At 57.4% G+C, this 24,865-nt stretch carries 21 protein-coding genes; 16 read left to right on the top strand and 5 right to left on the bottom strand.

Translation table 11 applies throughout. The features are described 5' to 3' along the window. Positions 1–32: 32 nt before the first annotated feature. The gene (corA, locus tag BM373_RS19875) at positions 33–983 is read left to right on the top strand and encodes a magnesium/cobalt transporter CorA (RefSeq protein ID WP_090465502.1); all 951 of its coding nucleotides are present in this window, start codon (positions 33–35) and stop codon (positions 981–983) included. 159 nt (positions 984–1,142) lie between these two features. On the opposite strand, the gene rarD is transcribed toward corA, so the two are convergent. Beyond that, positions 1,143–2,039, bottom strand: coding sequence for an EamA family transporter RarD (gene rarD / locus BM373_RS19870; protein WP_090465499.1), 897 nt, complete (start codon positions 2,037–2,039; stop codon positions 1,143–1,145). Positions 2,040–2,096: 57 nt separating this feature from the next. Next, complete coding sequence (yigI, locus tag BM373_RS19865) at positions 2,097–2,564, bottom strand: acyl-CoA thioesterase YigI (protein WP_090465495.1); 468 nt, start codon at positions 2,562–2,564, stop codon at positions 2,097–2,099. A gap of 158 nt (positions 2,565–2,722) precedes the next feature. On the opposite strand from yigI, the gene pldA reads away from it, so the two are divergent. From pldA to rhtC, 3 genes are all read left to right on the top strand, one after another. Beyond that, on the top strand, positions 2,723–3,592 hold the full coding sequence (gene pldA / locus BM373_RS19860; RefSeq protein ID WP_090465494.1) for a phospholipase A: 870 nt from the start codon (positions 2,723–2,725) through the stop codon (positions 3,590–3,592). 67 nt (positions 3,593–3,659) lie between these two features. Continuing rightward, a complete protein-coding gene (gene recQ, locus BM373_RS19855; RefSeq protein ID WP_090465618.1) occupies positions 3,660–5,486 on the top strand; it encodes an ATP-dependent DNA helicase RecQ in 1,827 nt (608 codons plus the stop codon). A gap of 61 nt (positions 5,487–5,547) precedes the next feature. Continuing rightward, entirely contained in the window at positions 5,548–6,168 is a 621-nt protein-coding gene (gene rhtC / locus BM373_RS19850; RefSeq protein ID WP_090465491.1) for a threonine export protein RhtC, read from the top strand. A 35-nt stretch (positions 6,169–6,203) separates the two neighbouring features. On the opposite strand, the gene BM373_RS19845 is transcribed toward rhtC, so the two are convergent. Together BM373_RS19845 and rhtB are read right to left on the bottom strand one after the other, a co-directional pair. Continuing rightward, positions 6,204–7,124 carry an Rpn family recombination-promoting nuclease/putative transposase gene (locus tag BM373_RS19845; RefSeq protein WP_090465489.1) on the bottom strand — a complete coding sequence of 307 codons (921 nt, stop codon included), beginning with the start codon at positions 7,122–7,124 and terminating at the stop codon, positions 6,204–6,206. Positions 7,125–7,283: 159 nt separating this feature from the next. After that, complete coding sequence (rhtB, locus tag BM373_RS19840) at positions 7,284–7,904, bottom strand: homoserine/homoserine lactone efflux protein (protein WP_090465486.1); 621 nt, start codon at positions 7,902–7,904, stop codon at positions 7,284–7,286. Positions 7,905–8,012: 108 nt separating this feature from the next. Between rhtB and pldB the strand changes: the two genes are divergently transcribed. The 3 genes from pldB to BM373_RS19825 all read left to right on the top strand — a co-directional run bounded on the left by pldB (position 8,013) and on the right by BM373_RS19825 (position 10,816). Further along, positions 8,013–9,005, top strand: coding sequence for a lysophospholipase L2 (gene pldB, locus BM373_RS19835; protein WP_090465615.1), 993 nt, complete (start codon positions 8,013–8,015; stop codon positions 9,003–9,005). A 39-nt stretch (positions 9,006–9,044) separates the two neighbouring features. Then, complete coding sequence (gene yigL / locus BM373_RS19830) at positions 9,045–9,845, top strand: sugar/pyridoxal phosphate phosphatase YigL (protein WP_090465483.1); 801 nt, start codon at positions 9,045–9,047, stop codon at positions 9,843–9,845. 71 nt (positions 9,846–9,916) lie between these two features. Beyond that, complete coding sequence (locus BM373_RS19825) at positions 9,917–10,816, top strand: carboxylate/amino acid/amine transporter (protein WP_090465479.1); 900 nt, start codon at positions 9,917–9,919, stop codon at positions 10,814–10,816. Here the strand turns inward: BM373_RS19825 and metR are convergent. Continuing rightward, positions 10,704–11,657, bottom strand: a complete 954-nt coding sequence (metR, locus tag BM373_RS19820; protein ID WP_090465478.1) for an HTH-type transcriptional regulator MetR — start codon at positions 11,655–11,657, stop codon at positions 10,704–10,706. The two genes, BM373_RS19825 and metR, sit on opposite strands and share 113 nt — an antisense overlap. Positions 11,658–11,892: 235 nt before the next feature. Here metR and metE point away from each other — a divergent pair, with 235 nt between their 5' ends. The 9 genes from metE to BM373_RS19770 all read left to right on the top strand — a co-directional run bounded on the left by metE (position 11,893) and on the right by BM373_RS19770 (position 24,862). Next, the gene (gene metE, locus BM373_RS19810) at positions 11,893–14,154 is read left to right on the top strand and encodes a 5-methyltetrahydropteroyltriglutamate--homocysteine S-methyltransferase (protein ID WP_090465472.1); all 2,262 of its coding nucleotides are present in this window, start codon (positions 11,893–11,895) and stop codon (positions 14,152–14,154) included. Positions 14,155–14,534: 380 nt separating this feature from the next. After that, positions 14,535–15,512, top strand: coding sequence for an ABC transporter substrate-binding protein (locus BM373_RS19805; RefSeq protein ID WP_090465469.1), 978 nt, complete (start codon positions 14,535–14,537; stop codon positions 15,510–15,512). Between the two features lie 12 nt (positions 15,513–15,524). Beyond that, a complete protein-coding gene (locus tag BM373_RS19800) occupies positions 15,525–17,228 on the top strand; it encodes an ABC transporter permease (RefSeq protein ID WP_090465466.1) in 1,704 nt (567 codons plus the stop codon). After that, entirely contained in the window at positions 17,216–18,244 is a 1,029-nt protein-coding gene (locus tag BM373_RS19795) for an ABC transporter ATP-binding protein (RefSeq protein WP_090465463.1), read from the top strand. Before BM373_RS19800 ends, BM373_RS19795 begins: the two co-directional genes overlap by 13 nt. Continuing rightward, positions 18,241–19,281, top strand: a complete 1,041-nt coding sequence (locus tag BM373_RS19790; protein ID WP_177220172.1) for an MBL fold metallo-hydrolase — start codon at positions 18,241–18,243, stop codon at positions 19,279–19,281. Before BM373_RS19795 ends, BM373_RS19790 begins: the two co-directional genes overlap by 4 nt. Positions 19,282–19,579: 298 nt before the next feature. Then, a complete protein-coding gene (locus BM373_RS19785) occupies positions 19,580–20,983 on the top strand; it encodes a PTS transporter subunit EIIC (RefSeq protein WP_090465458.1) in 1,404 nt (467 codons plus the stop codon). A gap of 24 nt (positions 20,984–21,007) precedes the next feature. Further along, on the top strand, positions 21,008–22,753 hold the full coding sequence (locus BM373_RS19780; RefSeq protein WP_090465455.1) for a sulfatase: 1,746 nt from the start codon (positions 21,008–21,010) through the stop codon (positions 22,751–22,753). Positions 22,754–22,818: 65 nt separating this feature from the next. Further along, positions 22,819–23,544 carry a GntR family transcriptional regulator gene (locus tag BM373_RS19775; protein ID WP_090465452.1) on the top strand — a complete coding sequence of 242 codons (726 nt, stop codon included), beginning with the start codon at positions 22,819–22,821 and terminating at the stop codon, positions 23,542–23,544. A 16-nt stretch (positions 23,545–23,560) separates the two neighbouring features. Further along, entirely contained in the window at positions 23,561–24,862 is a 1,302-nt protein-coding gene (locus BM373_RS19770; RefSeq protein WP_090465449.1) for an anaerobic sulfatase maturase, read from the top strand. The last annotated feature ends 3 nt before the right edge of the window (positions 24,863–24,865 follow it).

Here is a 24,865-nt window from a genome sequence, read left to right as displayed (position 1 = left end):
GTCCGATAATTTTTGCATTGGGAGTCCCGGTCATGCTGAGCGCATTTCAACTGGAAAATAATCGCCTGTCTCGTCTGGAAGCAGAAGAGTCACAACCCCTTATTGACGCCGTATGGGTGGATCTGGTCGAGCCGGATGACGATGAGCGACACCGCGTACAGTCAGAACTGGGTCAAAGCCTGGCCACGCGCCCGGAACTGGAAGATATCGAAGCCTCCGCGCGTTTCTTTGAAGATGAAGACGGCCTGCATATCCACTCCTTCTTCTTTTTCGAGGATGCGGAAGATCACGCCGGTAACTCCACCGTGGCGTTTACCATCCGTGATGGCCGCCTGTTCACCCTGCGCGAGCGCGAATTACCCGCTTTCCGTCTTTACCGTATGCGCGCCCGCAGCCAGGCGATGATTGACGGCAACGCCTATGAACTGCTGCTGGATCTGTTCGAAACCAAAATCGAACAGCTTGCGGACGAAATCGAAAACATTTACAGCGATCTGGAAAAGCTGAGCCGCGTGATCATGGAAGGGCATCAGGGCGACGAATACGACGAAGCGCTCTCAACGCTGGCGGAGCTGGAAGACGTGGGCTGGAAAGTGCGTTTGTGTCTGATGGATACCCAGCGCGCGCTGAACTTTCTGGTACGCAAAGCGCGTTTACCGGGCGGTCAGCTTGAACAGGCGCGTGAGATCCTGCGCGATATCGAATCCCTGCTGCCGCACAACGAATCGCTGTTTCAGAAGGTGAACTTCCTGATGCAGGCGGCGATGGGCTTTATCAATATCGAACAGAACCGGATTATCAAAATCTTCTCGGTGGTATCCGTCGTGTTCCTGCCGCCGACGCTGGTAGCCTCAAGCTACGGGATGAACTTTGAGTTTATGCCGGAGTTGAAATGGAGCTTTGGGTATCCTGGCGCGATTATCCTGATGATGCTCGCCGGTCTGGCACCGTATTTGTACTTTAAGCGTCGTAACTGGCTTTGATGTAAAACCACCCTCACCCTAACCCTCTCCCTGAGGGAGAGGGAACAGCCCGAGCACGGACTCGCCTTTCTCCCTCTCCCTGAGGAGGAGGGAACAGCCCGAGCACGGACCCGCTTTTCTCCCTCTCCCATGGGGAGAGGGCCGGGGTGAGGGGGAAACTCACAACCCCCTGAGCGTCCTGCGCTGCGTATAAATCGCATCCATCACAAAAACCGCCAGCGCCACCCAGATAAACGCAAAGGTTACCATTTTGTCCGCGCCCGGCACTTCGCCATAAAAGACCACTGCCAGCAGGAACATCAACGTCGGTCCGATGTACTGGAAAAAGCCCAGCGTGGAGAGGCGTAAACGCGTTGCCGCACCGGTAAAGCACAGCAATGGGATTGTGGTTACCACGCCTGCCGCCATCAGCAACAGATTAAGCGACCATGGATTTTGCCCCAGGTGACTGGTGGCGGTATCGGCAAGGCCAAACAGCCAGATGGCGGCGACCGGGAGCAGCCACAGCGTTTCAATCAGCATGCCGGTTTGTGCATCAACGGCGATTTTCTTACGAATCAACCCGTAGAAGGCGAAGCTAAAGGCCAGCGCCAGGGCGATAACCGGCAGCGAACCAAACGTCCATAGCTGGACCAGCACGCCGCAGCCCGCGAGGATCACCGCCAGCCATTGCATCCGGCGGAAGCGCTCGCCGAGGAAAATCATCCCCAACAGAATATTGACCAGCGGGTTGATAAAGTAGCCGAGGCTCGCTTCGAGCATGTGGTGATTATTCACCGCCCAGATAAACAGCATCCAGTTCCCGCCGATTAACACCGCCGACAGGGCGAGCAGGAAAATCTTCTTTGGTGTACTGAGCAGCTTTTTTAATTGTGACCACTGACGGCTGACGCTAATCAGTGCCACCATGAAAAAGAACGACCAGATTATACGGTGAGTCAGAATTTCATTGGCGGGAACATAGTCGATCAGTTTGAAATAGGCGGGCGCGATCCCCCAGATAAAATAAGCGGCGAGGGCGAGCAATACTCCATGCCGCGTTTGCTTTGCATCCATTGGTACATCCAGAACCTGTTACTAAAAAGTAAATGTACTTTACCCGATATTGCGCGCTCAACCTACCATATACGTCGCGGTGGCAGTGGCGATATGCAGTTGGTCCTCGTTGTGTAACTCGACGCGGGCAACGGCCACTTTATTCCCGGCGCGCAGTAAAGTGCTGCTGGCGGTGAAGCGGTTTCCCCGACCGGGACGCAGATAATCAACGCGTAAATCGATGGTGCCCATGCGCGACAGGCGCTGGCGAAGCTCTTCTTCAGTGATGGTGTCATGGCGGGTCAGGGTGCTGCCGACGCACACCAGTCCTGCGGCGACGTCCAGCGATGAGGCGATCACGCCGCCGTGCAAAATACTTTGTGCCCAGTTGCCGACCATCATCGGCTGGTTGTTAAAGCTAAGCTGGGCATACTCTTTTTCGTAGCGCTCAAGCTCCAGCCCCAGCGCGCGGTTAAACGGCATGTGATAAACAAAAATCTCACCGACCAGCTGCAATGCGGCATCGGCTGTAAGAACGGATGACATAATGACCTTGTTCATTAGTTAATGAGATGTTGATTTTATGCTTCGCTTTTGTTCATTTCCACTTTAAGAAACGATAACTGCGCAGTTAATTAATAAATATGTAGAATGGACGCCTGGAATTTATTCACCTCTATTATTTGTTCAGGAGAACAAGACCGATGCGGACGTTTCTGGGTTGGTTTCTGGCAGCCATAGCACTGCCTTTCACAGCATTCGCGCAGGAAGCGACAGTTAAAAAAGTGCACGATGCGCCAGCGGTACGGGGCAGTATCATTGCGAATCTCTTACAGGAGCATGACAACCCGTTCACGCTCTATCCGTATGAGTCAAATTACGCCATTTACACGGCGACCAGCGACCTCAATAAAGAAGCTATTGAAACTTACAACTGGGCGAAAAATTCCCGTAAAGACGAAGTGAAATTCCAGCTCAGTCTGGCTTTCCCGTTCTGGCGCGGCATTATTGGCCCGAATTCAGTGCTGGGCGCGTCTTACACGCAGAAATCCTGGTGGCAGCTCTCTAACAGCGGCGAGTCATCGCCGTTCCGTGAAACGAACTACGAGCCTCAGTTGTTCCTGGGCTTTGCCACGGATTATGAACTGGCAGGCTGGACGCTGCGCGATGTGGAGTTTGGCTTCAATCATGACTCCAATGGCCGCTCCGATCCCACCTCCCGTAGCTGGAACCGTGTTTACACCCGTCTGATGGCGCAAAGCGGCGACTGGCTGGTGGAAGTAAAACCCTGGTATGTGGTGGGTGATACCGATGACAACCCGGATATCACCAAATATATGGGTTACTACCAGTTGAAAGTGGGTTATCAGCTTGGCGAGGCGATCCTCAGTGCTAAAGGCCAGTACAACTGGAACACCGGTTACGGCGGCGCTGAAGTGGGCCTGAGCTACCCGATTACCCGCCATGTCCGTCTTTATACTCAGGTTTATAGCGGCTACGGTGAATCGCTGATCGATTACAACTACAACCAGACGCGTGTTGGTGTCGGCGTGATGCTCAACGATCTCTTCTAAAGCATTGCAGTTTTACTCGCAGGCGCTGAAAATAGCGCCTGTTTTATTTCAGGCGGATGGGGTTAATGTGGCGCAGGCGGAAGTGATGAATCAGGAATTGCTGGCTAAACAGGTTTTGCAGGAAACCTTTGGCTATCACCAGTTCCGCCCTGGCCAGCAGGAAATTATCAATACTGTGCTGGAAGGCCGCGACTGCCTGGTGGTCATGCCAACCGGCGGCGGTAAATCCCTGTGCTATCAAATTCCGGCGCTGATGCTTGATGGACTGACCATCGTTGTTTCGCCATTGATCTCACTGATGAAAGACCAGGTGGATCAGCTGATGGCGAACGGTGTGGCCGCCGCCTGTCTTAACTCCACGCAGAGCCGTGAGCAGCAGCAGGAGGTCATGGCGGGCTGTCGCAACGGGCAGATCCGCCTGCTGTACATCGCCCCTGAGCGCCTGATGCTGGACAATTTCCTTGAGCATCTCGCGCACTGGAACCCACGCCTGGTGGCTGTTGACGAAGCGCACTGTATTTCCCAGTGGGGGCATGATTTCCGCCCGGAATATGCCGCGCTCGGCCAGTTGCGCGCGCGCTTCCCGACGGTGCCGTTCGTGGCGCTGACCGCCACGGCAGACGACACCACCCGTAATGACATCGTTCATCTGCTCGGCCTTAACGATCCGCTGATTCAAATCAGCAGCTTCGACCGCCCGAACATCCGCTACATGCTGATGGAGAAGTTCAAGCCGCTCGATCAGCTTCTGCGCTACGTGCACGATCAGAAAGGCAAATCCGGCATCATTTACTGCAATAGCCGCTCGAAAGTGGAAGACACCGCCGCGCGTCTGCAAAGCCGGGGCTTCAGCGCGGGTGCTTACCATGCCGGGCTGGAACATGCCGTGCGTGCCGACGTGCAGGAAAAATTCCAGCGCGACGACCTGCAAATTGTGGTGGCGACGGTGGCGTTCGGCATGGGCATCAACAAGCCAAACGTACGCTTTGTGGTGCACTTTGATATCCCGCGTAACATCGAATCTTACTACCAGGAGACGGGCCGCGCCGGGCGTGACGGTCTGCCTGCGGAAGCGATGCTGTTTTACGATCCGGCAGACATGGGATGGCTGCGTAAATGCCTGGAAGAAAAACCGCCCGGACAGCTCCAGGACATTGAGCGTCATAAGCTCAATGCGATGGGCGCATTTGCCGAAGCGCAAACCTGCCGTCGTCTGGTGCTGCTGAACTATTTCGGCGAGGGGCGACAGGAGCCGTGCGGCAACTGCGATATTTGCCTCGATCCGCCACGTCAGTATGACGGGCTGATGGACGCGCAAAAAGCGCTCTCGGCAATCTATCGCGTCGGCCAGCGCTTCGGGATGGGCTATGTGGTGGAAGTTCTGCGCGGATCGAACAATCAGCGCATCCGCGATTTCGGTCATGACAAACTGAAAGTCTACGGCGAAGGGCGCGATCACACCACCGAGCACTGGGTCAGCGTGATCCGTCAGCTCATCCATCTGGGTGTGGTGACGCAAAATATCGCCCAGCACTCTGCCTTACAGCTCACCGAAGCGGCGCGTCCGTTTTTGCGCGCTGAAGTGCCGCTGCAACTGGCGGTACCGCGCGTGGTGGCAATCAAAGCGCGCGCCAATCCGAAGGTGTTTGGCGGCAATTACGACCGCAAGCTGTTCGCCAAACTGCGCAAGCTGCGTAAAGCGATTGCCGATGAAGAAAACATCCCGCCGTACGTGGTATTTAACGATGCGACGCTTATCGAAATGGCCGAGCAGATGCCGATTACGGCCAGTGAAATGCTCAGCGTCAACGGCGTGGGGATGCGCAAACTGGAGCGCTTCGGCAAAGAGTTTATGTCGCTCATCCGCTCGCATGTCGATGGTGATGACGAGTAGTCAGGCCGCTAAAAAAGTGCCAGTATAGTGACCCTGTGAATTATTCCCCCGCGAGTTATTTATGCTGATGTTATTTTTGACCGTGGCGCTGGTGCATATCGTGGCGCTGATGAGCCCTGGCCCGGACTTTTTCTTTGTTTCCCAGACGGCCGTGAGCCGTTCCCGTAAAGAAGCGATGATGGGTGTGCTGGGTATTACCGCAGGCGTGATGGTCTGGGCGGGCGTGGCGCTGCTCGGCCTGCATCTGATCCTCGAAAAAATGGCCTGGCTGCACAATATCATTATGGTCGGCGGCGGGTTATATCTCTGCTGGATGGGCTACCAGATGCTGCGCGGGGCGCTGAAAAAAGACGAACCCAGCGCATCAGAGCCGCAGATTGAACTGGCGACCAGCGGGCGCAGTTTCCTGAAAGGGCTGCTGACCAACCTGGCCAATCCAAAAGCGATTATCTATTTTGGTTCCGTGTTCTCACTGTTCGTTGGTGATAACGTCGGATCGGCTGAACGCTGGGGCATTTTCGTGCTCATCGCGCTGGAAACCTTCGCGTGGTTTACGGTGGTGGCGAGCCTGTTTGCGCTCCCGTCCATGCGCCGTGGCTACCAGCGGATGGCGAAGTGGATTGACGGGGTTGCGGGCGCGCTGTTTGCAGGCTTCGGCATCCACCTGATTATTTCACGCTAAGTTTTACCCATCCGGCTTCGCCGGGTGGGTCGCTTTCAGTGCTGGAGTTGTTGCAACTCGTCTTTTGACAGGCCGGTCATCTCCAGGATGGCATGCGTGTCGAGGCCTCTGAGCACCATCTGGCGGGCGATCTCCAGTCGGGCGGCACGCTGGCCTTCCTGAATCCCCTGCTGAATTCCCTGTTGTAAGCCTTCATTGCGGCCTATTAGCTTTAACGCTTCTGCCATCGTCATCATTTTCTCTCCATGTTTCGGCACCCGCTGTGCCAGCGTAGATAACAACGTCTGAACATCCTGTGTTTCCCCCGCCTGCACCATGTACTTTACCAGCACAGTAATTTGTTGTCTGCTCAGGTGATCCCGCAACAGCAAATGGGCGAGTTTATCCAGCAGTTGCGCCATATCGCGCTGGCGAATATGTTTCTGGATCAGCGTCAGCGCCGCCATACTGCGATGCTGCATAATGTCGTCGTCAGGAATGACGGTGATGTCCACCAGCGGGAAGGCATTACCGTACAGCTCACGGGCGATGTCGGGATCGCTAAAGCCCTCCAGCCAGTTCAAAGACCATGGATAGGGGCTGCGTCGGCCCTGATAAAAAAGCATCGGGATCACCAGAGGCAGTTTTTTATGCCCGGCGTCCAGGTGCTGCTGCATGGCCGCCACCGCATAGCGCATCAGCCGGAATGCCATATGCTTGTCGGGCGAGCTTTGATGCTCAATAAGCACATAGACATAGCCACGTCCGCCCGTGGTCTCCAGCGAATAGAGAATATCGCTGTAATAGGGGCGCAGATCGTCTTCGATGAAATTGCCCGATTCCAGATGCAACGTCTCCAGGTTACACAGGCGCATAAGCGAAGGCGGGAGATGGATTTCTAAAAAATCCCGCGCGGTTTCGGTGCGCGAGAGAAAGGTTTTAAATACGGCATCATGAGGAGTTGCTGCGTCCGCCATCGTTCATCATCCATGAGTGAGAAGGTCTGGCGGCATTCTGGCAGCATCAGCGCCGGGTCAACAGCGCGTAGAATATTTATCTTTCCGGATTGCGTCCCGTCCCGCAGGGGAATGTATGCGTACGGGAGCATTGACGAAAATATGCGAGCGCCATTCCCGTCAGGCATGACGCGTTGAGGCGAGCAGCGCGCCCACCAGCATAAACAGCGAACCGAATATCCGGTTTAGCGTCTTCATCTGGCGCGGTCCTTTGATCCATAAAGCAATGCGCGTGGCCAGCGTGGCGTAGCCAATCATGACGATGATATCGACCACAATGGTGGTCGTTCCCAGCACCACGTACTGCATGATTTGCGGCTGATGAGGCACGATAAACTGCGGGAACAGGGCCGCCAGAAACACGATACTTTTCGGGTTCGTAAGATTCACAAACACCGCCCGCTTGAACAGATGCCCGCGCGACTGAGATTTTGCCAGCGCATTGAGATCCAGCGCACCGGCTGCACGCCACTGCTGAATCCCGAGCCACACCAGATATGCCGCGCCTGCCCATTTCAGCACTTCAAAGGCCATCACCGAGCGGGAAAACAGCGTGCCGAGGCCGACACCCACCAGCACAATATGAATGCCCAGTCCGGTTTGCAGTCCGGCGATGGATGCGGCCGCGCCACGATAGCCGTGGCTCATGGCGGTGGACATAGTATTAATCGCGCCGGAACCGGGTGACAGGCTCAGGATAATGGATGTCAGCAGGTAGGCGAACCACCATTCGAAGGTCATGGAAACTCCCGTGATGTCTTTTTTTATGCCACAATACCCTATTGTTTGAGTCGTGTGTGACGAGTCCTGAAAAAACGATATTACATGGCAGTCGGGGGCTTAAACTCAATGTTTCGGCAGAAAATGGACTGGGAAACAAGAGAGAATGCGTTTGCGGCTTTTGCTCACGGGCCACTGACTGAATTCTGGCGGCAACGTGAAGAAGCCGAAATACTCGGTGTGGGTGATATTCCGGTGCGCTTTGTGCGCTTCCGCGCCGCCAGCAACGACCGGGTGATCGTCGTCTGCCCTGGGCGCATCGAAAGCTATGTGAAATACGCCGAGCTGGCTTACGATCTCTTCCACCTTGGGTTTGACGTGTTGATTATCGACCATCGCGGGCAGGGGCGTTCCGGGCGAATGCTTTCCGATCCCCACCGCGGTCATGTGGATAATTTCGATGATTATGTCGAGGATCTCGCCGCCTTCTGGCAGCAGGAAGTGGCACCGGGGCCATGGCGCAAGCGCTACATTCTGGCGCACTCCATGGGCGGGGCGATTTCGACGCTTTTCCTCCAGCGAAACCCGCAGGTATGCGACGCCATAGCGCTCACGGCACCCATGTTCGGCATCGTTATTCGCCTGCCGGACTGGATGGTACGCCACATTCTCGACTGGGCTGAGGGCCATCAGCGGATGCGGGAAGGGTACGCCATCGGCACCGGGCGCTGGCAGCCGCTGCCGTTTAGTCTCAACGTGCTGACGCACAGCCGCGAACGGTATCGCCGCAACCTGCGCTTTTACGCCGACGATCCACAGTTGCGCGTGGGCGGGCCGACGAATCACTGGGTGCGCGAAGGTATCCGCGCAGGTGAGCAGGTTCTTGACGGTGCCAGTCATGACGCCACGCCTATGCTGCTCATCCAGGCGGAAGAAGAACGTGTGGTTGATAACCGCATGCACGATCGTTTTTGTGAAATCCGCGCCGCAGCGGGCCACCCTTGCGAGGGAGGCAAACCGCTTGTCATCAGCGGCGCGTACCATGAGATCCTTTTCGAAAAGGACGCCATGCGCTCAGTCGCGCTTAACGCCATTGTCGGGTTTTTCGACAGGCATAACTAATCCGGCGGATTTCCGCTTTGCCCAGAGGTTTATTTTCTTATGTACCAGGTTGTTGCGTCTGATTTAGATGGCACGCTGCTTTCCCCCGACCATACCCTTTCACCCTACGCGAAAGAGACCTTAAAACTTCTGACCGCGCGCGGCGTGAACTTCGTTTTCGCCACTGGCCGCCACCATGTTGACGTGGGACAAATCCGCGATAACCTGGGCATCAAAGCCTACATGATCACCTCAAACGGTGCGCGTGTGCACGATACCGACGGCAATCTGGTCTTTACCCATAATCTGGATCACGACATCGCCACCGACCTGTTTGGCGTGGTGCATGCGAACCCGGATATCCTCACCAACGTGTACCGTGACGACGAATGGTTTATCAACCGTCATCGCCCGGATGAGATGCGCTTTTTCAAAGAAGCGGTCTTCAACTACTCCCTGTTTGAGCCGGGCCTGCTGGATGCCGAAGGGGTTAGCAAAATCTTCTTTAGCTGCGAGAACCACGAAAAGCTGCTGCCGCTGGAGCAGGCGATCAATGCCCGCTGGGGCGATCGCGTCAACGTCAGCTTCTCCACGCTCACCTGTCTGGAAGTGATGGCGGGCGGCGTATCGAAAGGTCACGCGCTGGAAGCGGTATCCAAAGCCATGGGCTACAGCCTGAAGGATTGCATCGCCTTTGGCGATGGCATGAACGACGCCGAAATGCTCTCCATGGCCGGTAAAGGCTGCATCATGGCCAATGCGCATCAGCGCCTGAAAGATCTGCACCCGGATCTGGAAGTGATCGGCACCAACGCAGAAAACGCCGTGCCAAACTACCTGCGCCAGTTGTTTCTTGATTGAGCAATATTTAATCAGTTGTCAACTGTGAACTCCGCTACAATGGATGCTCATTAACCAGAGAGACATCCATTGTGGCGTTACTGATCATTACCACTATCCTGTGGGCCTTTTCCTTTAGTCTGTTTGGCGAATACCTCGCCGGGCATGTCGACAGCTACTTTGCGGTGCTGGTGCGCGTAGGCCTGGCAGCGCTGGTGTTCTTACCTTTCCTGCGCACGCGGGGCAACAGCGCAAAAACCATCGGTCTGTATATGCTGGTGGGCGCGATGCAGCTTGGCATCATGTATATGCTGAGTTTCCACGCTTATCTTTATCTTACGGTGTCCGAACTGCTGCTGTTCACCGTGCTCACGCCGCTGTATATCACCCTGATTTACGACCTGATGAGCAAGCGCCGCCTGCGCTGGGGCTATGCCTTCAGCGCGTTGCTGGCGGTGATTGGCGCGGGGATAATCCGTTACGATCAGGTCACCAACCATTTCTGGACGGGCCTGCTGCTGGTGCAGCTTTCCAACATCAGCTTCGCCATTGGCATGGTCGGTTACAAACGCCTGATGGAAACCCGCCCGATGCCGCAGCATAACGCCTTCGCCTGGTTCTATATGGGCGCATTTCTGGTGGCGGTCATCGCGTGGTTTATGATGGGGAACGCGCAAAAAATGCCGGAGACATCGCTGCAATGGGGCATTCTGGTGTTCCTGGGCGTGGCGGCATCCGGGATTGGTTACTTTATGTGGAACTACGGCGCGACGCAGGTGGACGCGGGCACGCTCGGCATCATGAACAATATGCATGTGCCCGCCGGGTTGCTGGTCAATCTGGCGATCTGGCACCAGCAACCGCACTGGCCGAGTTTTATCATTGGTGGTGCGGTGATAGTGGCGTCACTGTGGGTGCATCGCCGCTGGGTCGCTCCGCGCTCCGCACAAAAGGCAGATGATCGCAGGCATGATTCCGCGCTCCACGAATAAACGCCTCCGTCACCGGCTGGCGCTGCTCGCCATCGCGCACGGCAGCGTACAGCCGGCTCCATAATCCCTCGCCCAGGGTTTTAGTGATCACCAGACCCTGGCGCTCAAAACTCTCCACTACCCAGTGCGGCAGTGCGGCAATGCCCATGTTCGCTGCCACCATCTGAATCAACAGCAGCGTGTTATCCACGCTTTTTAGCGACGGGCTGACGCCAGCCGGTTGCAGAAAATGTCGCCAGATATCGAGGCGGCTGCGCTGCACCGGGTAAATCAGCAGCGTTTCGCTGGCGATATCTTCCGGCGTAATACGCGCTTTCGTTGCCAGCGGATGATCCGGGGCCAGCACCAGCCGCACTTCAAAATCAAACATCGGGGAATAGTGCAGACCGCTGCGCGGCAGGATGTCGGAGGTCAGCACCACGTCCAGCTCGCCCTGTTGCAGCGCGGGCTGTGGATCAAACGTCACGCCGGATTTGAAATCCATCTCCACCTGCGGCCACTTCGCCCGGAAAATCTCAAGCGCGGGCGTCAGCCACTGAATGCAACTGTGGCACTCAATCGCGATGCGAAGCGTGGTTTGCTGCGGTTCATTACAGGCCGCAAGTGCACGCGCCATCTGCGGCAGCACCTGATTGGCCAGTTGCAGCAAAATTTCCCCCTGCGGCGTGAACCGCAGCGGCTGGCTCTTACGCACAAACAGACGAAAGCCGAGGCGCTGTTCCAGATCGCTGAACTGGTGGGAAAGGGCGGATTGCGTCTGGTGCAGCGTGGCCGCCGCCGCTGCCAGCGAACCGCTGTTCCGCAACGCCTGTAGCGTTTTCAGGTGTTTAATCTCGATCATGAAAGTCCTTCACTCCGGCATGAACAATTTGCGCTTGAGGAATATACAGTACCTGTCGAATATAGAAGTGTAAACATCTGGATGGCTAAAATCCTTCGTCTTTTAAATTTATGGCGCGTTGGCTGCGTTTACTCACCCCGGTCACTTACTTATGTAAGCTCCCGGGGATGAGCAAACTTGCCGCCTTCCCTAAATTCAAAATCCTTTGGATTTACAACTAATTAGAGGAAGAAAAATGACGATTAAAAATCACACTCTTGGTTTCCCTCGTGTCGGCCTGCGCCGTGAGCTGAAAAAAGCGCAAGAAAGCTACTGGGCGGGCAACACCTCCCGTGAAGAATTACTGGCGGTGGGGCGTGAACTGCGCGCCCGCCACTGGGATCAGCAAAAACAGGCCGGCATAGACCTGCTGCCGGTGGGTGATTTCGCCTGGTACGACCATGTTCTGACCACCAGCCTGCTGCTCGGCAACGTCCCGGCTCGTCATCAGAACAGCGATGGATCGGTCGACATCGACACCCTGTTCCGTATGGGGCGCGGGCGTGCACCGACCGGTGAACCGGCTGCCGCCGCCGAAATGACCAAATGGTTTAACACCAATTATCACTACATGGTGCCGGAATTCACTCAGGGTCAGTCGTTCAAACTGACCTGGACGCAACTGTTGGATGAAGTGGACGAGGCGCAGGCGCTGGGCCACACCGTGAAACCTGTGCTGCTCGGCCCGGTGACTTACCTGTGGCTTGGCAAAGTGAAGGGCGAGCAGTTTGACCGCCTCTCCTTACTCAACGACATCCTGCCGGTCTACCAGCAGGTGCTGGCGGAGCTGGCGAAACGCGGCGTTGAGTGGGTGCAAATCGACGAACCGGCGCTGGTACTGGAGTTACCGCAGGAATGGCTCGCCGCCTTCAAACCCGCTTATGACGCGCTCGCAGGCCAGGTCAGGCTGCTGCTGACCACCTATTTTGAAGGCGTTACGCCAAACCTCGACACCATCACCGCGCTGCCGGTGCAGGGGCTGCACGTCGATCTGGTGCACGGTCGTGATGACGTCAATGAACTGCATCGTCGCCTGCCGTCCGACTGGCTGCTCTCGGCGGGGCTGATTAACGGTCGTAACGTCTGGCGCGCCGATCTGACCGAAAAATATGCGCAGATTAGCGCGATCGCAGGCCTTCGTGCGCTGTGGGTGGCGTCATCCTGCTCGCTGCTGCACAGCCCAATCGATCTGAGCGTTGAAACCCGCCTCGACGCCGAAGTCAAAAGCTGGTTCGCCTTCGCTCTGCAAAAATGCGAAGAACTGGCGTTGCTGCGCGATGCGCTCAACAGCGGCGACACGGCAAAACTGAATGAATGGAGCGCCCCGATCCAGGCGCGTCGCAGCTCAACGCGGGTGCATAACGCGGCGGTTGAACTGCGTCTTGCCGCCATCACCGCGCGGGACAGCGAGCGCCAGAGCGCCTACGCTGACCGCGCCGTGGCGCAGCGCGCACGCTTTAACCTTCCGGCATGGCCGACCACCACGATTGGCTCTTTCCCGCAGACCACCGAGATCCGCGGCCTGCGTCTGGATTTCAGACAGGGACGTCTGGACGCGGGCAACTACCGCACCGGCATTGCCGGACACATCAAACAGGCGATTGCCGAGCAGGAGCGCTTAGGGCTGGACGTGCTGGTGCACGGCGAAGCCGAGCGTAATGACATGGTGGAATACTTCGGCGAGCACCTCGACGGCTTTGTGTTCACCCAGAACGGCTGGGTGCAGAGCTACGGCTCCCGCTGCGTGAAGCCGCCGGTGGTGATTGGCGATGTCAGCCGCCCGGAGCCGATCACCGTGGAGTGGGCGAAATACGCTCAGTCTCTGACCGAAAAACCGGTAAAAGGTATGTTGACCGGGCCGGTGACGATCCTCTGCTGGTCATTCCCGCGCGAGGACGTCTCACGCGAAACCATCGCCAAACAGATCGCCCTGGCACTGCGCGACGAAGTCGCCGATCTGGAAGCCGCCGGGATTGGCATTATTCAGATTGATGAACCCGCGTTGCGCGAAGGTCTGCCGCTGCGTCGCAGCGACTGGGACGCCTACCTGCAATGGGGCGTGGAGGCTTTCCGCATTAACGCCGCCGTGGTGCGCGACGACACGCAGATCCACACCCACATGTGTTACTGCGAGTTCAACGACATCATGGATTCCATCGCCGCGCTGGATGCGGATGTGATCACCATTGAAACCTCGCGTTCAGATATGGAATTGCTGGAGTCGTTCGAGGAGTTCGACTACCCGAACGAAATCGGGCCGGGTGTGTATGACATTCACTCCCCGAACGTACCGAGCGTGGAATGGATTGAGGCGCTGCTGAAAAAAGCTGCGCAGCGCGTTCCGGCTGAACGCCTGTGGGTGAACCCGGACTGCGGCCTGAAAACCCGCGGCTGGCCGGAAACCCGCAGCGCCCTGGCGAACATGGTGCAGGCGGCGCAGAATTTGCGGACGGCGTAGTTTTTCCCCTCACCCTGGCCCTCTCCCAAGGGGAGAGGGGACTCAAACCACCCTCACCCTAACCCTCTCCCTGAGGGAGAGGGAACCGCCCGAGCGCGGACTTGCCTTTCCCCCTCTCCCTGAGTGAGAGGGGACCGCCCGAGTGCGGACTTGCCTTTCCCCCTCTCCCTGAGGGAGTGCGAACCGCCCGAGTGCGGACTTGCCTTTCCCCCTCTCCCTGAGGGAGTGCGAACCGCCCGGGCGCGGACTTGCTTTTCCCCCTCTCCCTGAGGGAGAGGGCCGGGGTGAGGGTGAATCAATCTTCACAACGGAAAACTGGTCATATTTTTGTCAGATTCCCCTGTTTTAATCATCACATTGAAAACAGAGGGAAAACTGAAATGAGCAAGAAAGTCACGTTGACTGCCGTGTTACTGGCTACCCTGAGCGTTCCGGCTTTCGCCAAAACGACACTCACGCTTTACACCAGCCAGCCGGGCGAAGATGCCCAGATGACGGTGAGCGCATTTGAACAAGCGCACCCGGACATTGAAGTGAAATGGATCCGCGACGGAACCACCAAACTGACCGCGCGCTTGCAGGCCGAACTGGCGGCTGGCGGGGCCGCGCCGGACGTGCTGCTGATCGCTGACAGCGTCACCATGGAATCCCTCAAAAAACAGGATCTGCTGGCAGCCTATGTTTCCCCGGAAGCCAAACGCTATGACGCGCAGCTGTACGACGCGGCGGGCTATTACTACGGTACCAAGCTCATCACCACCGGTATTGCTTATCACACCAAAGCGCCGGTGAAGCCCGCGTCCTGGCAGGATCTGCTCAAGCCAGAGCTTAAAAACATGACCACGCTGCCCAGCCCGCTTTACTCCGGCGCGGCGCAAATTCACATGGCGACGCTGATGAACAATCCGCAGCTTGGCTGGGGCTATTACGAGAAATTGAAAGCCAACGGCGCGATGCCGCAGAGCGGGAATGGTGCGGTAATGAGTGCCATCACTTCCGGCAATAAAGCCTATGGCGTGCTGGTGGATTACATGGCGATCCGTGAAAAAGCCAAAGGCGCACCGATTGATTTCGTGTTCCCGAAAGAGGGTGTGAGCATCGTCACTGAGCCGGTAGCGATGATGAAAAACGCCAAAAACCCGGACGGGGCCAAAGCCTTTATTGATTATGTGCTCTCCGATGCCGGGCAGCGACTGGTGCTGAAGCAGGGTTATCTGCCCGCTGACGCCAGCCTGCCGGTACCGGAAGGCTTCCCGCCGCGCGACAGTATCAAACTGATGCCGTTTGATGCCGCGAAAGCCCTGACCGACGCCGAACCGAATAAAAAGCGCTTTAGCGATCTGTTCGGAAACAAATAACCGATGAGCATCATGACGCTTCGTCACGCCACCAGCAGCGGCCCGCCGAAAGGGTTGCTGTGGGTGTTGTTGTGTATTGTGGCGCTCCTTTCCCTGCTCCCCAGCCTGCGCCTGCTGGTCACCGCATTGCTGGACTGGCGAGAGGGCGGGAGTAGCAGTTTATGGCGAGTGCTCAGCAGTTCCTCCACCTGGACCGCGCTGTACCATAGCTTCTATACCAGCGGACTTGGGACCCTCCTCTCCCTGATCCTGGGCAGCGTGTTCGCCTTTTGCCTGGGTTTGACCAACATCCGCATGAAACAGATGTGGGTATTTCTGTTTATGCTGCCGATGATGATCCCGCCGCAGGTAACGGCGCTGAGCTGGCTTCAGCTTTTCGGGCCGGGCAGCATTCTGCTTAACAGTATCGGGCTGGCCCCGTCGTTCGGTAGCCCTAATCCGCTCTATTCCGCCGAGGGCATCGCGCTATTGCTCGGCGTTCAACACGCGCCGCTGGTGTTCCTGGCGCTGCGCACGCAGTTGCACTGTTTACCGAAAGAGCAAATTGAAGCGGCGCGCCTGAACGGGGCCTCACTGTGGCGGGTGTTTTTCGACATCGTGCTGCCGCTGTGCCGCACTGCATTGTGGGCAGGGGCCGCCATCGCATTTGTCTCGGCGCTGGGGAACTTTGGCATCCCGGCGATGCTCGGCATTCCCGTCTCTTACTTCGTCTTGCCCATTCAGATTTACCAGACGCTCTCCAGCTTCGGTCCGTCGATGCTCAGTGATGTCGCAGCCCTCTCGGTGCTGATGGGTGTGCTGGCGATTGGCATCGTCTCATTGCAGGGCGTGATGCAGCGGCGTCATGCCCTGCCGCTGATCGGCATGGCGGGACGGGCGCTTGATTTTCAGCTCGGCAAATGGCGACTGGCGACAGAAGTGCTGCTCGGCGGGGTGCTGTTCGCCATCCTCGTGCTGCCGTTGCTGGCGCTGATCGCCACTTCATTAGTCCCCACGCTGGGCGTGCCGCTGAATGCAAAAACGCTGACTTTCGCCGCCTGGCAGTCGATGTTCGACAGCGAAAGCGCCACCTGGCGGGCGCTCACCAATAGCATGGTGCTGTCGGTCTCTGCCGCGCTGGTGCTGATGCTGCTTTCTCTGCCGCTGGCATGGTTGCTGGTGCGCTATGCCAGCCGTCCGCTGCGCTGGCTGCAAAACGCCATTGATATTCCCTACACCCTGCCGGGCGTGGTGCTGGCGATTGCTATTATTTTGCTGTTCTCGCGTCCGCTGCCGCTGCTTGAAGTCAGCCTCAGCGGGACGCTGACCATCATTTTTATCGCCTATCTGGCGCGGTTTTTGACCGTGTGTTTAAAGCCAGTGCATAACAGCATGTTGCAGCTTGACCCGGCGATGGAGGAGGCCGCGAGCCTGGCGGGGGCGAACTTTTCCCAGCGCTTGCGTCACATCGTGCTGCCCCTGCTTGCACCTGCCGCCTTTGCCGGTGCGCTGCTGGTATTTCTGACGGCGGTGAACGAACTGACCGTCTCGGCGCTGTTATGGAGCGCGGGTAAAGAAACCATTGGCGTGGTGATTTTCAATCTCGACGAAAGCGGTAACAAAGTGCTGGCCTCGGCGGTATCCGTACTGGTGGTGGCACTGGTGGCGGTGGTAATGCTGCTGTTAAGCGGCCTGGGCCGTTTTCTTCCGAAGGGAGTGATTCCGTGGCAGAACTGAAACTGGAGCGGCTGAATAAAGCCTTTGGCGATCACGCCGTCGTACGCGATTTAACGCTGACCATTCCGCAAGGCGCGTTCACCGCGTTGCTTGGGCCGAGCGGCTGCGGCAAGACCACTACGCTGCGCATTCTGGCCGGACTGGAGCATTTAAGCCACGGCAAGCTTTGGCTGGGCGACCGTCTGCTGGCGGATGAGAAAACCCATCTGCCGCCGGAAGTGCGCAATATGGGGATGGTTTTTCAGTCCTACGCCCTCTGGCCGCACATGACGGTCGCTGAAAACGTGGGCTATCCGCTGAAGCTGAAAAAGGTCAACGGCGCGGCGCGGCAGAAGCAGGTGATGGATGCGCTGGAGGTCGTCGAGCTGGGCGCGTATGCCGATCGATCGCCGCAGGAACTCAGCGGCGGGCAGCGTCAGCGGGTGGCGCTGGCGCGCTGTCTGGTGTCGGAGCCGCAGGTGGTGTTGCTTGATGAGCCGCTGGCAAACCTCGACCGACATCTGCGCGCCACCATGGAGCAGACCTTCCGTGAGTTTCACCGCCGCACCGGAGCGACCTTTGTTTACGTCACTCACGATCAGGCCGAAGCGATGGCACTGGCAAGCCACATCGCGGTAATGCACAAGGGTGAACTGATGCAATGGGGTTCACCGCAGGCGCTGTATCAGCATCCGCAAAGCGCGTGGGTGGCGAGATTTATCGGCAAAGGTAGCGTGCTGGAACTGGCGGGCCACGCCGGGGAGCGGCACCTGAACGGCGGCGAACTGCACCGGGGATTAGGTGTGGCGACCGGGGGGCCACGTCAGCAGGTTCTGGTGCGCCCGGAACATGTGGAAGTGGGCAATGATGGCCTGCGTGCGCAGGTGGAGAGCTGTATTTATCAGGGCGAACGCTATCTTCTGGCGCTGCGGCTGGCCGACGGGCAGCAACTGACTGCATTTCATCATGCGCCTTTTCATGAGCAGGCATCGGTGGCGGTACGCCTGCATCAGGGCTGGCGTCTGGAGGCCGCGTGAGCTTTCGCATTGAGATTTTAAGCGGCCTGCATCATAAAGCGCCTGCCGCCATTTTATTGACCACGCCGACGCAGCGTATTTTGCTCGACGCCGGAGGCGCGCTCGAACCGGAAAGCGAAGAGTGGCCCGTGCCGGACAATATTGATGCGGTGCTGCTCAGTCACGATCATGTCGATCACATCGCCGGGCTTTCCCGTTTGCCGCGGCACATCCCGGTTTACTGTAGCGCCGTTACCGCCCGCGCCTTACCCGCCGGGCGCAATGTGCAGATTATCGCCGTGCGCGACCAGTTCCGCCTTGGTGATATCACCGTCACCACCGGCAGTTGCGGTCACGCCTGGGGCGGCGTCTGGTTCCATCTTGATGTGCCCGGCGGCCTGTTTTATAGCGGGGATATTAGTCTTGAGTCGGCACTGTTTCGCTTCGATCCACCGCCGCGCGCGGACATTGCGCTGATCGATGCTTCCTATGGATTATATGAGGTGTCACAGCGCCAGCAGTGGGCTGCTTTCTCCGCACACCTGCGCCAGCCGACGCTCTGTCCGGTGCCACCGTCGGGTCGTGCGGTAGAGATCGCTTTATGTCAGATGCTGGCGGGCAATGTGCGGATGGCAATGGACGATGACTGTCGGGTGGTGCTGGAGGCGATGGCGGAAGCAAATGACGGCAGCCTGCATGCCGCTATTCAACCCGCATTACGCAGTCTGTGCCAGCAATTGCCGCCGTTTACGCCGGATGCCTTACTGGTACTGGCCGCCGATCCAGACGGGCAAAGTGGGGTGGCGGGTGCGTTGCGGGCACGGTCTGATTTTCACCATCGCACGCTGTTTACCGGCCATATGAACCAGCTCGCACGCCAGCAGTGGCAGGCCGGAGAAGTCGATTTTTGCCGCTGGAATGTGCACCCGACGCGCCAGTGCCTGCAACGCCTGGTATTGATGCTGGGATGTAAGGCGCTGACTCCGCTGTTTACGCCGATAGACGACGTGGCCCGCTGGCAGCAGGAATTAGGCTGTGCGATTGTCTGCCCTTCCTGATTGTTCACCCTCACCCTAACCCTCTCCCTGAGGGAGAGGGGACTAAAACCTCCCTCTCCCTCAGGGAGAGGGGATCGCCCGAGCGCGGACTTGCCTTTCCCCCTCTCCCTCAGGGAGAGGGGATCGCCCGAGCGCGGACTTGCCTTTCCCCCTCTCCCTTAGGGGGAGGGCCGGGGTGAGGGTCTATTTCCTGTCCACCTTAAAATTACCCACCTTTCACCACTTCTGTGACTCTCACCGCAAAAGTATTATCATTATATTGTTATAACAATTGCACATCATAATAAAGGATCTCTGTATGAACTACGAAAACGTGGGACGTGCCATTGTTGAACACTGCGGCGGCCTGGACAATTTTATTCATGTCACCAACTGCATGACCCGGGTACGGGCGACGATTGCTGACGGTTCGCAGGTCGATATCCCGGCGCTGAAAGCCATCGACGGGGTGCTTGGCGTAGTGGAAGATGACACCCTTCAGGTGATCGTCGGGCCGGGGAAATCCTCAAAAGTCGCGGATGTCATTAACGCGATGCTCAAAGGCCAGGGTGCAACGAGTAACGTTGAAGAGAAGGCGCGGCTCGCACGGGAAAAAGCCAAAAAGCAGACCCGCACCAAAATTGTCCTCAAACATATCGCCAATATTTTTGTGCCGATCCTGCCTGCGCTGATCGCCGCGGGCATCCTGATGGGGCTGAACAATGTGCTGGTCAATTCGGCGGCGTCCTGGGCGCTGACGCACCAGATTGCCGCCGCCGGAGATTTATCGCCCACCCAGGTCGTGCTCGATCAGCGGCACCTGCTCGGCGTCAGTCAGTTCCTGGATATTATTTCGAAAGCGCTGTTTAGCTTCCTGGCGATCTACACCGGCGTTACGGCCGCGAAAGAGTTTGAAGGCAATATGATCCTCGGCGGTTTGCTGGGCGCGGTAACCATCGCTCCGCAGCTACCTCTGCTGGGCCTGACGCCCGGTCAGGGCGGGTTGATTGGCGTGATCCTGTGCGTCTGGCTGATGTGCCTGCTGGAAAAACAGGTGCGCAGAATTATCCCCGATGTGCTGGACGTTGTACTGACGCCGACCATCGTGCTGCTGGTAATGGCCTGCGCCTTGCTGCTGGTGATTATGCCTGCCGCCGGGGTCGTGTCGAACGGCATTCTGCACGGGCTGAACGGACTGCTCTCCAACGGCGGGATTGCGGCAGGCTTTGTGTTATCCGCGCTGTTCCCGTTTTTGATTTCATTAGGTTTGCACCACGGCCTGTTCCCCATTCACCTTGAGATGATTAACGCCACCGGCCATGCGCCGCTATTTGCTATTCAAATCATGTCGAACGCCGGGATGGTCGGGGCGGCAACCGCCGTTCTGCTGCTCACCCGCGACCCGGTGATGAAAAAAATCGCTCGTGGCGCGATCCCGACTTCCATTCTCGCCGTTGGCGAACCGACGATTTTTGGCGTCAACATTCCCGCTGGTTTTGCCTTTATCACCGGGTCGATTGGGGCCGGATTTGGTGGCGTGATGGTGGTCTTGCTCGGCGTTTCCACCAATGGCGTGGGCGCGGCGGGGTTATCGGCGCTGCCGTTGATTGCCGACGGCAAATATCTGCAATACATCATTTCGTGGCTGGTGGGATGCGCCGCTGCGTTTACGCTGACCTGGGTGGTCGGCAAGTTACGCGGTTACGACAAAGAGACGGCGTGACGGAAAGAAAACAAGGAGTTAAAAATGAAAGCCATTATGTTGATGTTTGATTCGCTGAATAAACACCTGTTGTCTGCCTATGGCAGCGACCGGGCGATTACGCCGAATTTTCAACGCCTGAAAGAACGCACGGTACGCTTTGATAATTTCTACGTCGGCAGTATGCCGTGCATGCCCGCCCGCCGTGAACTGCATACCGGCCGGTACAATTTTCTCCATCGGGGCTGGTCGCCGCTGGAGCCGTTTGATGACTCGATGCCGGAAATCTTAAAAAAGCACGGTGTGCACACGCATCTGGTCACCGACCATAAGCATTACTGGCGCGACGGCGGGGCAACCTACCACTCACGCTATAGCACGCATGAATTTGTGCGCGGGCAGGAAGGGGACGCGTGGAAAGGGGTGGTGGAGAAGCCGCATTATGATTATGAATCCGGCGAGCCGGAGGAGATCAAACAGCGCCGCATCACCAGCCGCGTGCAGCACCAGATCAACGTGCAGTTTATGCAGGATGAAGAAGACCACCATCTTGTTCGCACCATCAATCATGGCCTGGATTTTATTGATACCAACCACGCCAGCGATAACTGGTTCCTGCAACTGGAATGTTTTGATCCGCATGAGCCGTTCTTCGTGCCGGAGAAGTACCTGAAAATGTACGGCATTGAAGATCCGTCGCAGTTCGACGGCTGGCCACCGTACTACTTCGTCACCGAAAGCGATGAGCGTAAAAGTCTTATCCAGAAATACTACATGGCGCTGCTGACGATGGTGGACGCGGCAGTCGGGCGCGTGCTCGATCATATGGATCGTTACGATCTGTGGAAAGACACGATGCTGATTGTGAATACCGACCACGGTTTTTTACTCGGCGAGCATGAGTGGTGGGGGAAAAACATCATGCCGCTGTATAACGAAGTGGCCAATATTCCCTTCTTTATGTGGCACCCGGCGTACGGTGGCGCAGGGGAATCACGGCAGGCGCTGGCGCAGACGATCGACATCCCGGCGACCCTGCTTGACAGTTTCGGCCTGCAAAAACCGGCGGATATGCAGGGCGTTTCGCTCCTTCCGGCGCTGCGCGATGACACCCCGGTGCGCGAGTACGCGCTGTTTGGCTACCACGGTTGCCACATCAATATTACCGATGGCCGCTACGTGTATATGCGCTCGCCCATCGTGCAGGAGATCGAGGGCCTGTACGAATACACCCTGATGCCCACCCGCATCAACCGGCGCTTTACCCCTGCGGAGTTGCAGAACGCGACGCTTCGTCCGGCATTTACCTTCACCAAAGGGTGCCCGGTGCTGAAAGTGCCGGCGGAATCGGTGATGACGCGCCATGCGGATCGGTTTGGGCATCGGCTGTATGACCTGGAGTGCGATCCCCGGCAGCGTACCCAGAGTCGTGACGAGCAGGCCGCACGGCGCTTGTGTCAGGGGATAGTCGGCTTAATGCTGGATTCCGACGCCCCGGAGGAACTTTATCCCCGTTACGGGCTGGATGAGGCGCAATCGCCGCTGCTCGGACACGATCCGCATCTGTTACCGGAACTGGCAGATTACGCGCCGCGCGTCCGTTATGGGCTGGCGGCTTTACTTCAGCACCTGGAAACCACCGAACAAGCGGCGTTAGCAGAACACCTCACCAGTGCCTGCCATCCGGGCTGGAATGAAGAAAATTTGTGGGCTTTCGTCCAGAACGCTTTACCAGAGGAGCAACAGCAGAGCGTGTATTATAAGATGGCATTAGAAATGCGGCTTGATTAGGTTGTATGGTATCCCCGGCACGGCAAACCGCCTGCCGGGGGTAAAGGAGTGTGAAGTTAACGTTAATGAAAGAAGAACTGGATTTTTCTCGCGGCGCAAAGCCCCTCTATGCCCAGCTTTACGACATCCTGCTCACCCGGCTGAAAAACGGCGCGTGGAAGAAAAATGATGTCCTGCCGACCGAAGCGGAATTTGAAGAGCTGTTTGGCGTAAGCCGGATCACCGCGCGGCGTGCGCTGGCAGAACTGGCGGCGAAAGGACTGGTGAAGCGTCAGGCGGGCATCGGCACGATGGTTATCAGCACCTCTGAAAAACAGGGCGTGAAAACCAAAGTCTGTCTGATCGATGGTCAACAGCAGCAACCTATCCGGCGTAATAACCTTAAGCTGGAGTGCCTTCTTCCTCCGGCGGCGATTGCCACGGCCTTTGGCGTGGATGATGCGACGCCGCTTTTCCTGCTCACCCGCACGATTTTCCGTCAGAACGAATCCCCGGCGCAGGTCAACTACATCTGGCTTACGGCCCGGCTGGGCGATCTCACCCTGGACGCGCTGGAGAACGGGCTGTACGCCATGCTTGAGCAGCGTAATGAAAATATCGAACGCTATCAGGATGTGATCACCTCAGAGCTGCCTGGCCCGGATGATTGCGACATTCTGAATATCTCACCCGCTGAACCGCTGCTGGTAAAAACCCGCAAAGGCTATAACGATCGCGGCGAACTGACGGAGTTCGGCGTGGCCAAACATCTGGCCAGTTGTTACCAGTACATCGTTGAGAACAGCCGATGACACAGGAATTATAAATATGGCCGTAATGGGCTGCCATGTGATGGCTAAACCGACCGGGTCGGTGTGCAATATCGATTGCACCTACTGTTTTTACCTCGAAAAAGAGGCGCTGTACCCCGAGCGTAATACCAACTGGCGCATGACGGATGAAACGCTTGAAGCCTTCGTCAAACAGCATATCGCGGCGCAACAGGGTTCACAGGTGACTTTCGCCTGGCAGGGCGGCGAACCCACCATGATGGGGCTGTCCTTTTTCCGCCGGGTGGTGGAGCTGTGTGAAAAACACGCGGGCGGCAAGCAGATCGATCATGCCCTGCAAACCAACGGCATCCTGTTAAACGATGAGTGGGCGCGCTTTTTCGCTGAAAACCATTTTCTGATCGGGCTGTCGATTGATGGCCCGGCTGAGTTGCATAATCAGTACCGCGTGAACCGCGCCGGGAAAGGGACGCACGAAAAGGTCGTGGCGGCGATGGCGCTGCTGAAAGCGCATAACGTGGCCTTTAATACCCTCACCGTGGTCGGCAAACACAATGTCGGGCACGCGCGTGAGGTGTATGAGTTTCTGCTGGCGGCAGGCTCCCGCCATATCCAGTTTATCCCGCTGGTGGAGCGGATGAGTACGGAAGACTCCACGGTGCTGAACCTGGTGATGCCCGGTGAAAGCGCGGCAACGCTGGCCCCGTGGACGGTGCCGGCCTGGCAGTACGGCGAATTCCTCAACCAGATTTTTGATATCTGGGTGCGTCGGGATGTCGAACTTGTCAGCGTGCAGATGTTTGATGTGGCGCTGGCTGCCTGGACGGGCCAACCGCCGGTGCTGTGCGTCCATTCCCAGACCTGCGGCCACGCTTTTGCGCTGGAAGCCAACGGCGATCTCTATAACTGCGATCACTATGTCTACCCGGAGCATTTACTGGGCAATATTCATCAGCACAGCATCAGCGAGTTAAATAATAGCGAGCAGGCGATTGCTTTCGGTCAGGCCAAGAACGATACCCTGACGCCCGACTGCCGACGCTGTGAATTCCGCCCGGTATGCCACGGCGGCTGCCCGAAACACCGCTTTGCCGTTTCGCCTACCGGTCATCCGGGGCATAACTATTTATGCGCAGGCTATAAGCACTTTTTCCGCCATATTACGCCGACGATGAATCTGTGGCAGAACATACTGGAACGCGGTTACCCGGCGGGAAGCATCATGCAGGCGCTGGCCCAGCCGCAGCCTCGCCCGGCTGCGGTTGAAACCGTGGGACGCAACGATCCCTGCCCGTGCGGCAGCGGCAAAAAATATAAGAAATGTTGCGGAAGCCATTAATCC

Origin of the sequence: Enterobacter sp. kpr-6 (genome assembly GCF_900116015.1) — a bacterium.
In the GTDB taxonomy this organism is placed as follows: domain Bacteria; phylum Pseudomonadota; class Gammaproteobacteria; order Enterobacterales; family Enterobacteriaceae; genus Enterobacter_D.
This window is presented reverse-complemented; position numbering and strand designations above follow the sequence as displayed.

Bases quoted from the DNA above. Each gene is read 5' to 3' on its own strand.
- corA (WP_090465502.1), top strand. From the start codon at position 33: ATGCTGAGCGCATTTCAACTGGAAAATAATCGCCTGTCTCGTCTGGAA.
- rarD (WP_090465499.1), bottom strand. From the start codon at position 2,039: ATGGATGCAAAGCAAACGCGGCATGGAGTATTGCTCGCCCTCGCCGCT.
- yigI (WP_090465495.1), bottom strand. From the start codon at position 2,564: ATGTCATCCGTTCTTACAGCCGATGCCGCATTGCAGCTGGTCGGTGAG.
- pldA (WP_090465494.1), top strand. From the start codon at position 2,723: ATGCGGACGTTTCTGGGTTGGTTTCTGGCAGCCATAGCACTGCCTTTC.
- rhtC (WP_090465491.1), top strand. From the start codon at position 5,548: ATGCTGATGTTATTTTTGACCGTGGCGCTGGTGCATATCGTGGCGCTG.
- BM373_RS19845 (WP_090465489.1), bottom strand. From the start codon at position 7,124: ATGGCGGACGCAGCAACTCCTCATGATGCCGTATTTAAAACCTTTCTC.
- rhtB (WP_090465486.1), bottom strand. From the start codon at position 7,904: ATGACCTTCGAATGGTGGTTCGCCTACCTGCTGACATCCATTATCCTG.
- pldB (WP_090465615.1), top strand. From the start codon at position 8,013: ATGTTTCGGCAGAAAATGGACTGGGAAACAAGAGAGAATGCGTTTGCG.
- yigL (WP_090465483.1), top strand. From the start codon at position 9,045: ATGTACCAGGTTGTTGCGTCTGATTTAGATGGCACGCTGCTTTCCCCC.
- metR (WP_090465478.1), bottom strand. From the start codon at position 11,657: ATGATCGAGATTAAACACCTGAAAACGCTACAGGCGTTGCGGAACAGC.
- metE (WP_090465472.1), top strand. From the start codon at position 11,893: ATGACGATTAAAAATCACACTCTTGGTTTCCCTCGTGTCGGCCTGCGC.
- BM373_RS19805 (WP_090465469.1), top strand. From the start codon at position 14,535: ATGAGCAAGAAAGTCACGTTGACTGCCGTGTTACTGGCTACCCTGAGC.
- BM373_RS19800 (WP_090465466.1), top strand. From the start codon at position 15,525: ATGACGCTTCGTCACGCCACCAGCAGCGGCCCGCCGAAAGGGTTGCTG.
- BM373_RS19785 (WP_090465458.1), top strand. From the start codon at position 19,580: ATGAACTACGAAAACGTGGGACGTGCCATTGTTGAACACTGCGGCGGC.
- BM373_RS19780 (WP_090465455.1), top strand. From the start codon at position 21,008: ATGAAAGCCATTATGTTGATGTTTGATTCGCTGAATAAACACCTGTTG.
- BM373_RS19775 (WP_090465452.1), top strand. From the start codon at position 22,819: ATGAAAGAAGAACTGGATTTTTCTCGCGGCGCAAAGCCCCTCTATGCC.
- BM373_RS19770 (WP_090465449.1), top strand. From the start codon at position 23,561: ATGGCCGTAATGGGCTGCCATGTGATGGCTAAACCGACCGGGTCGGTG.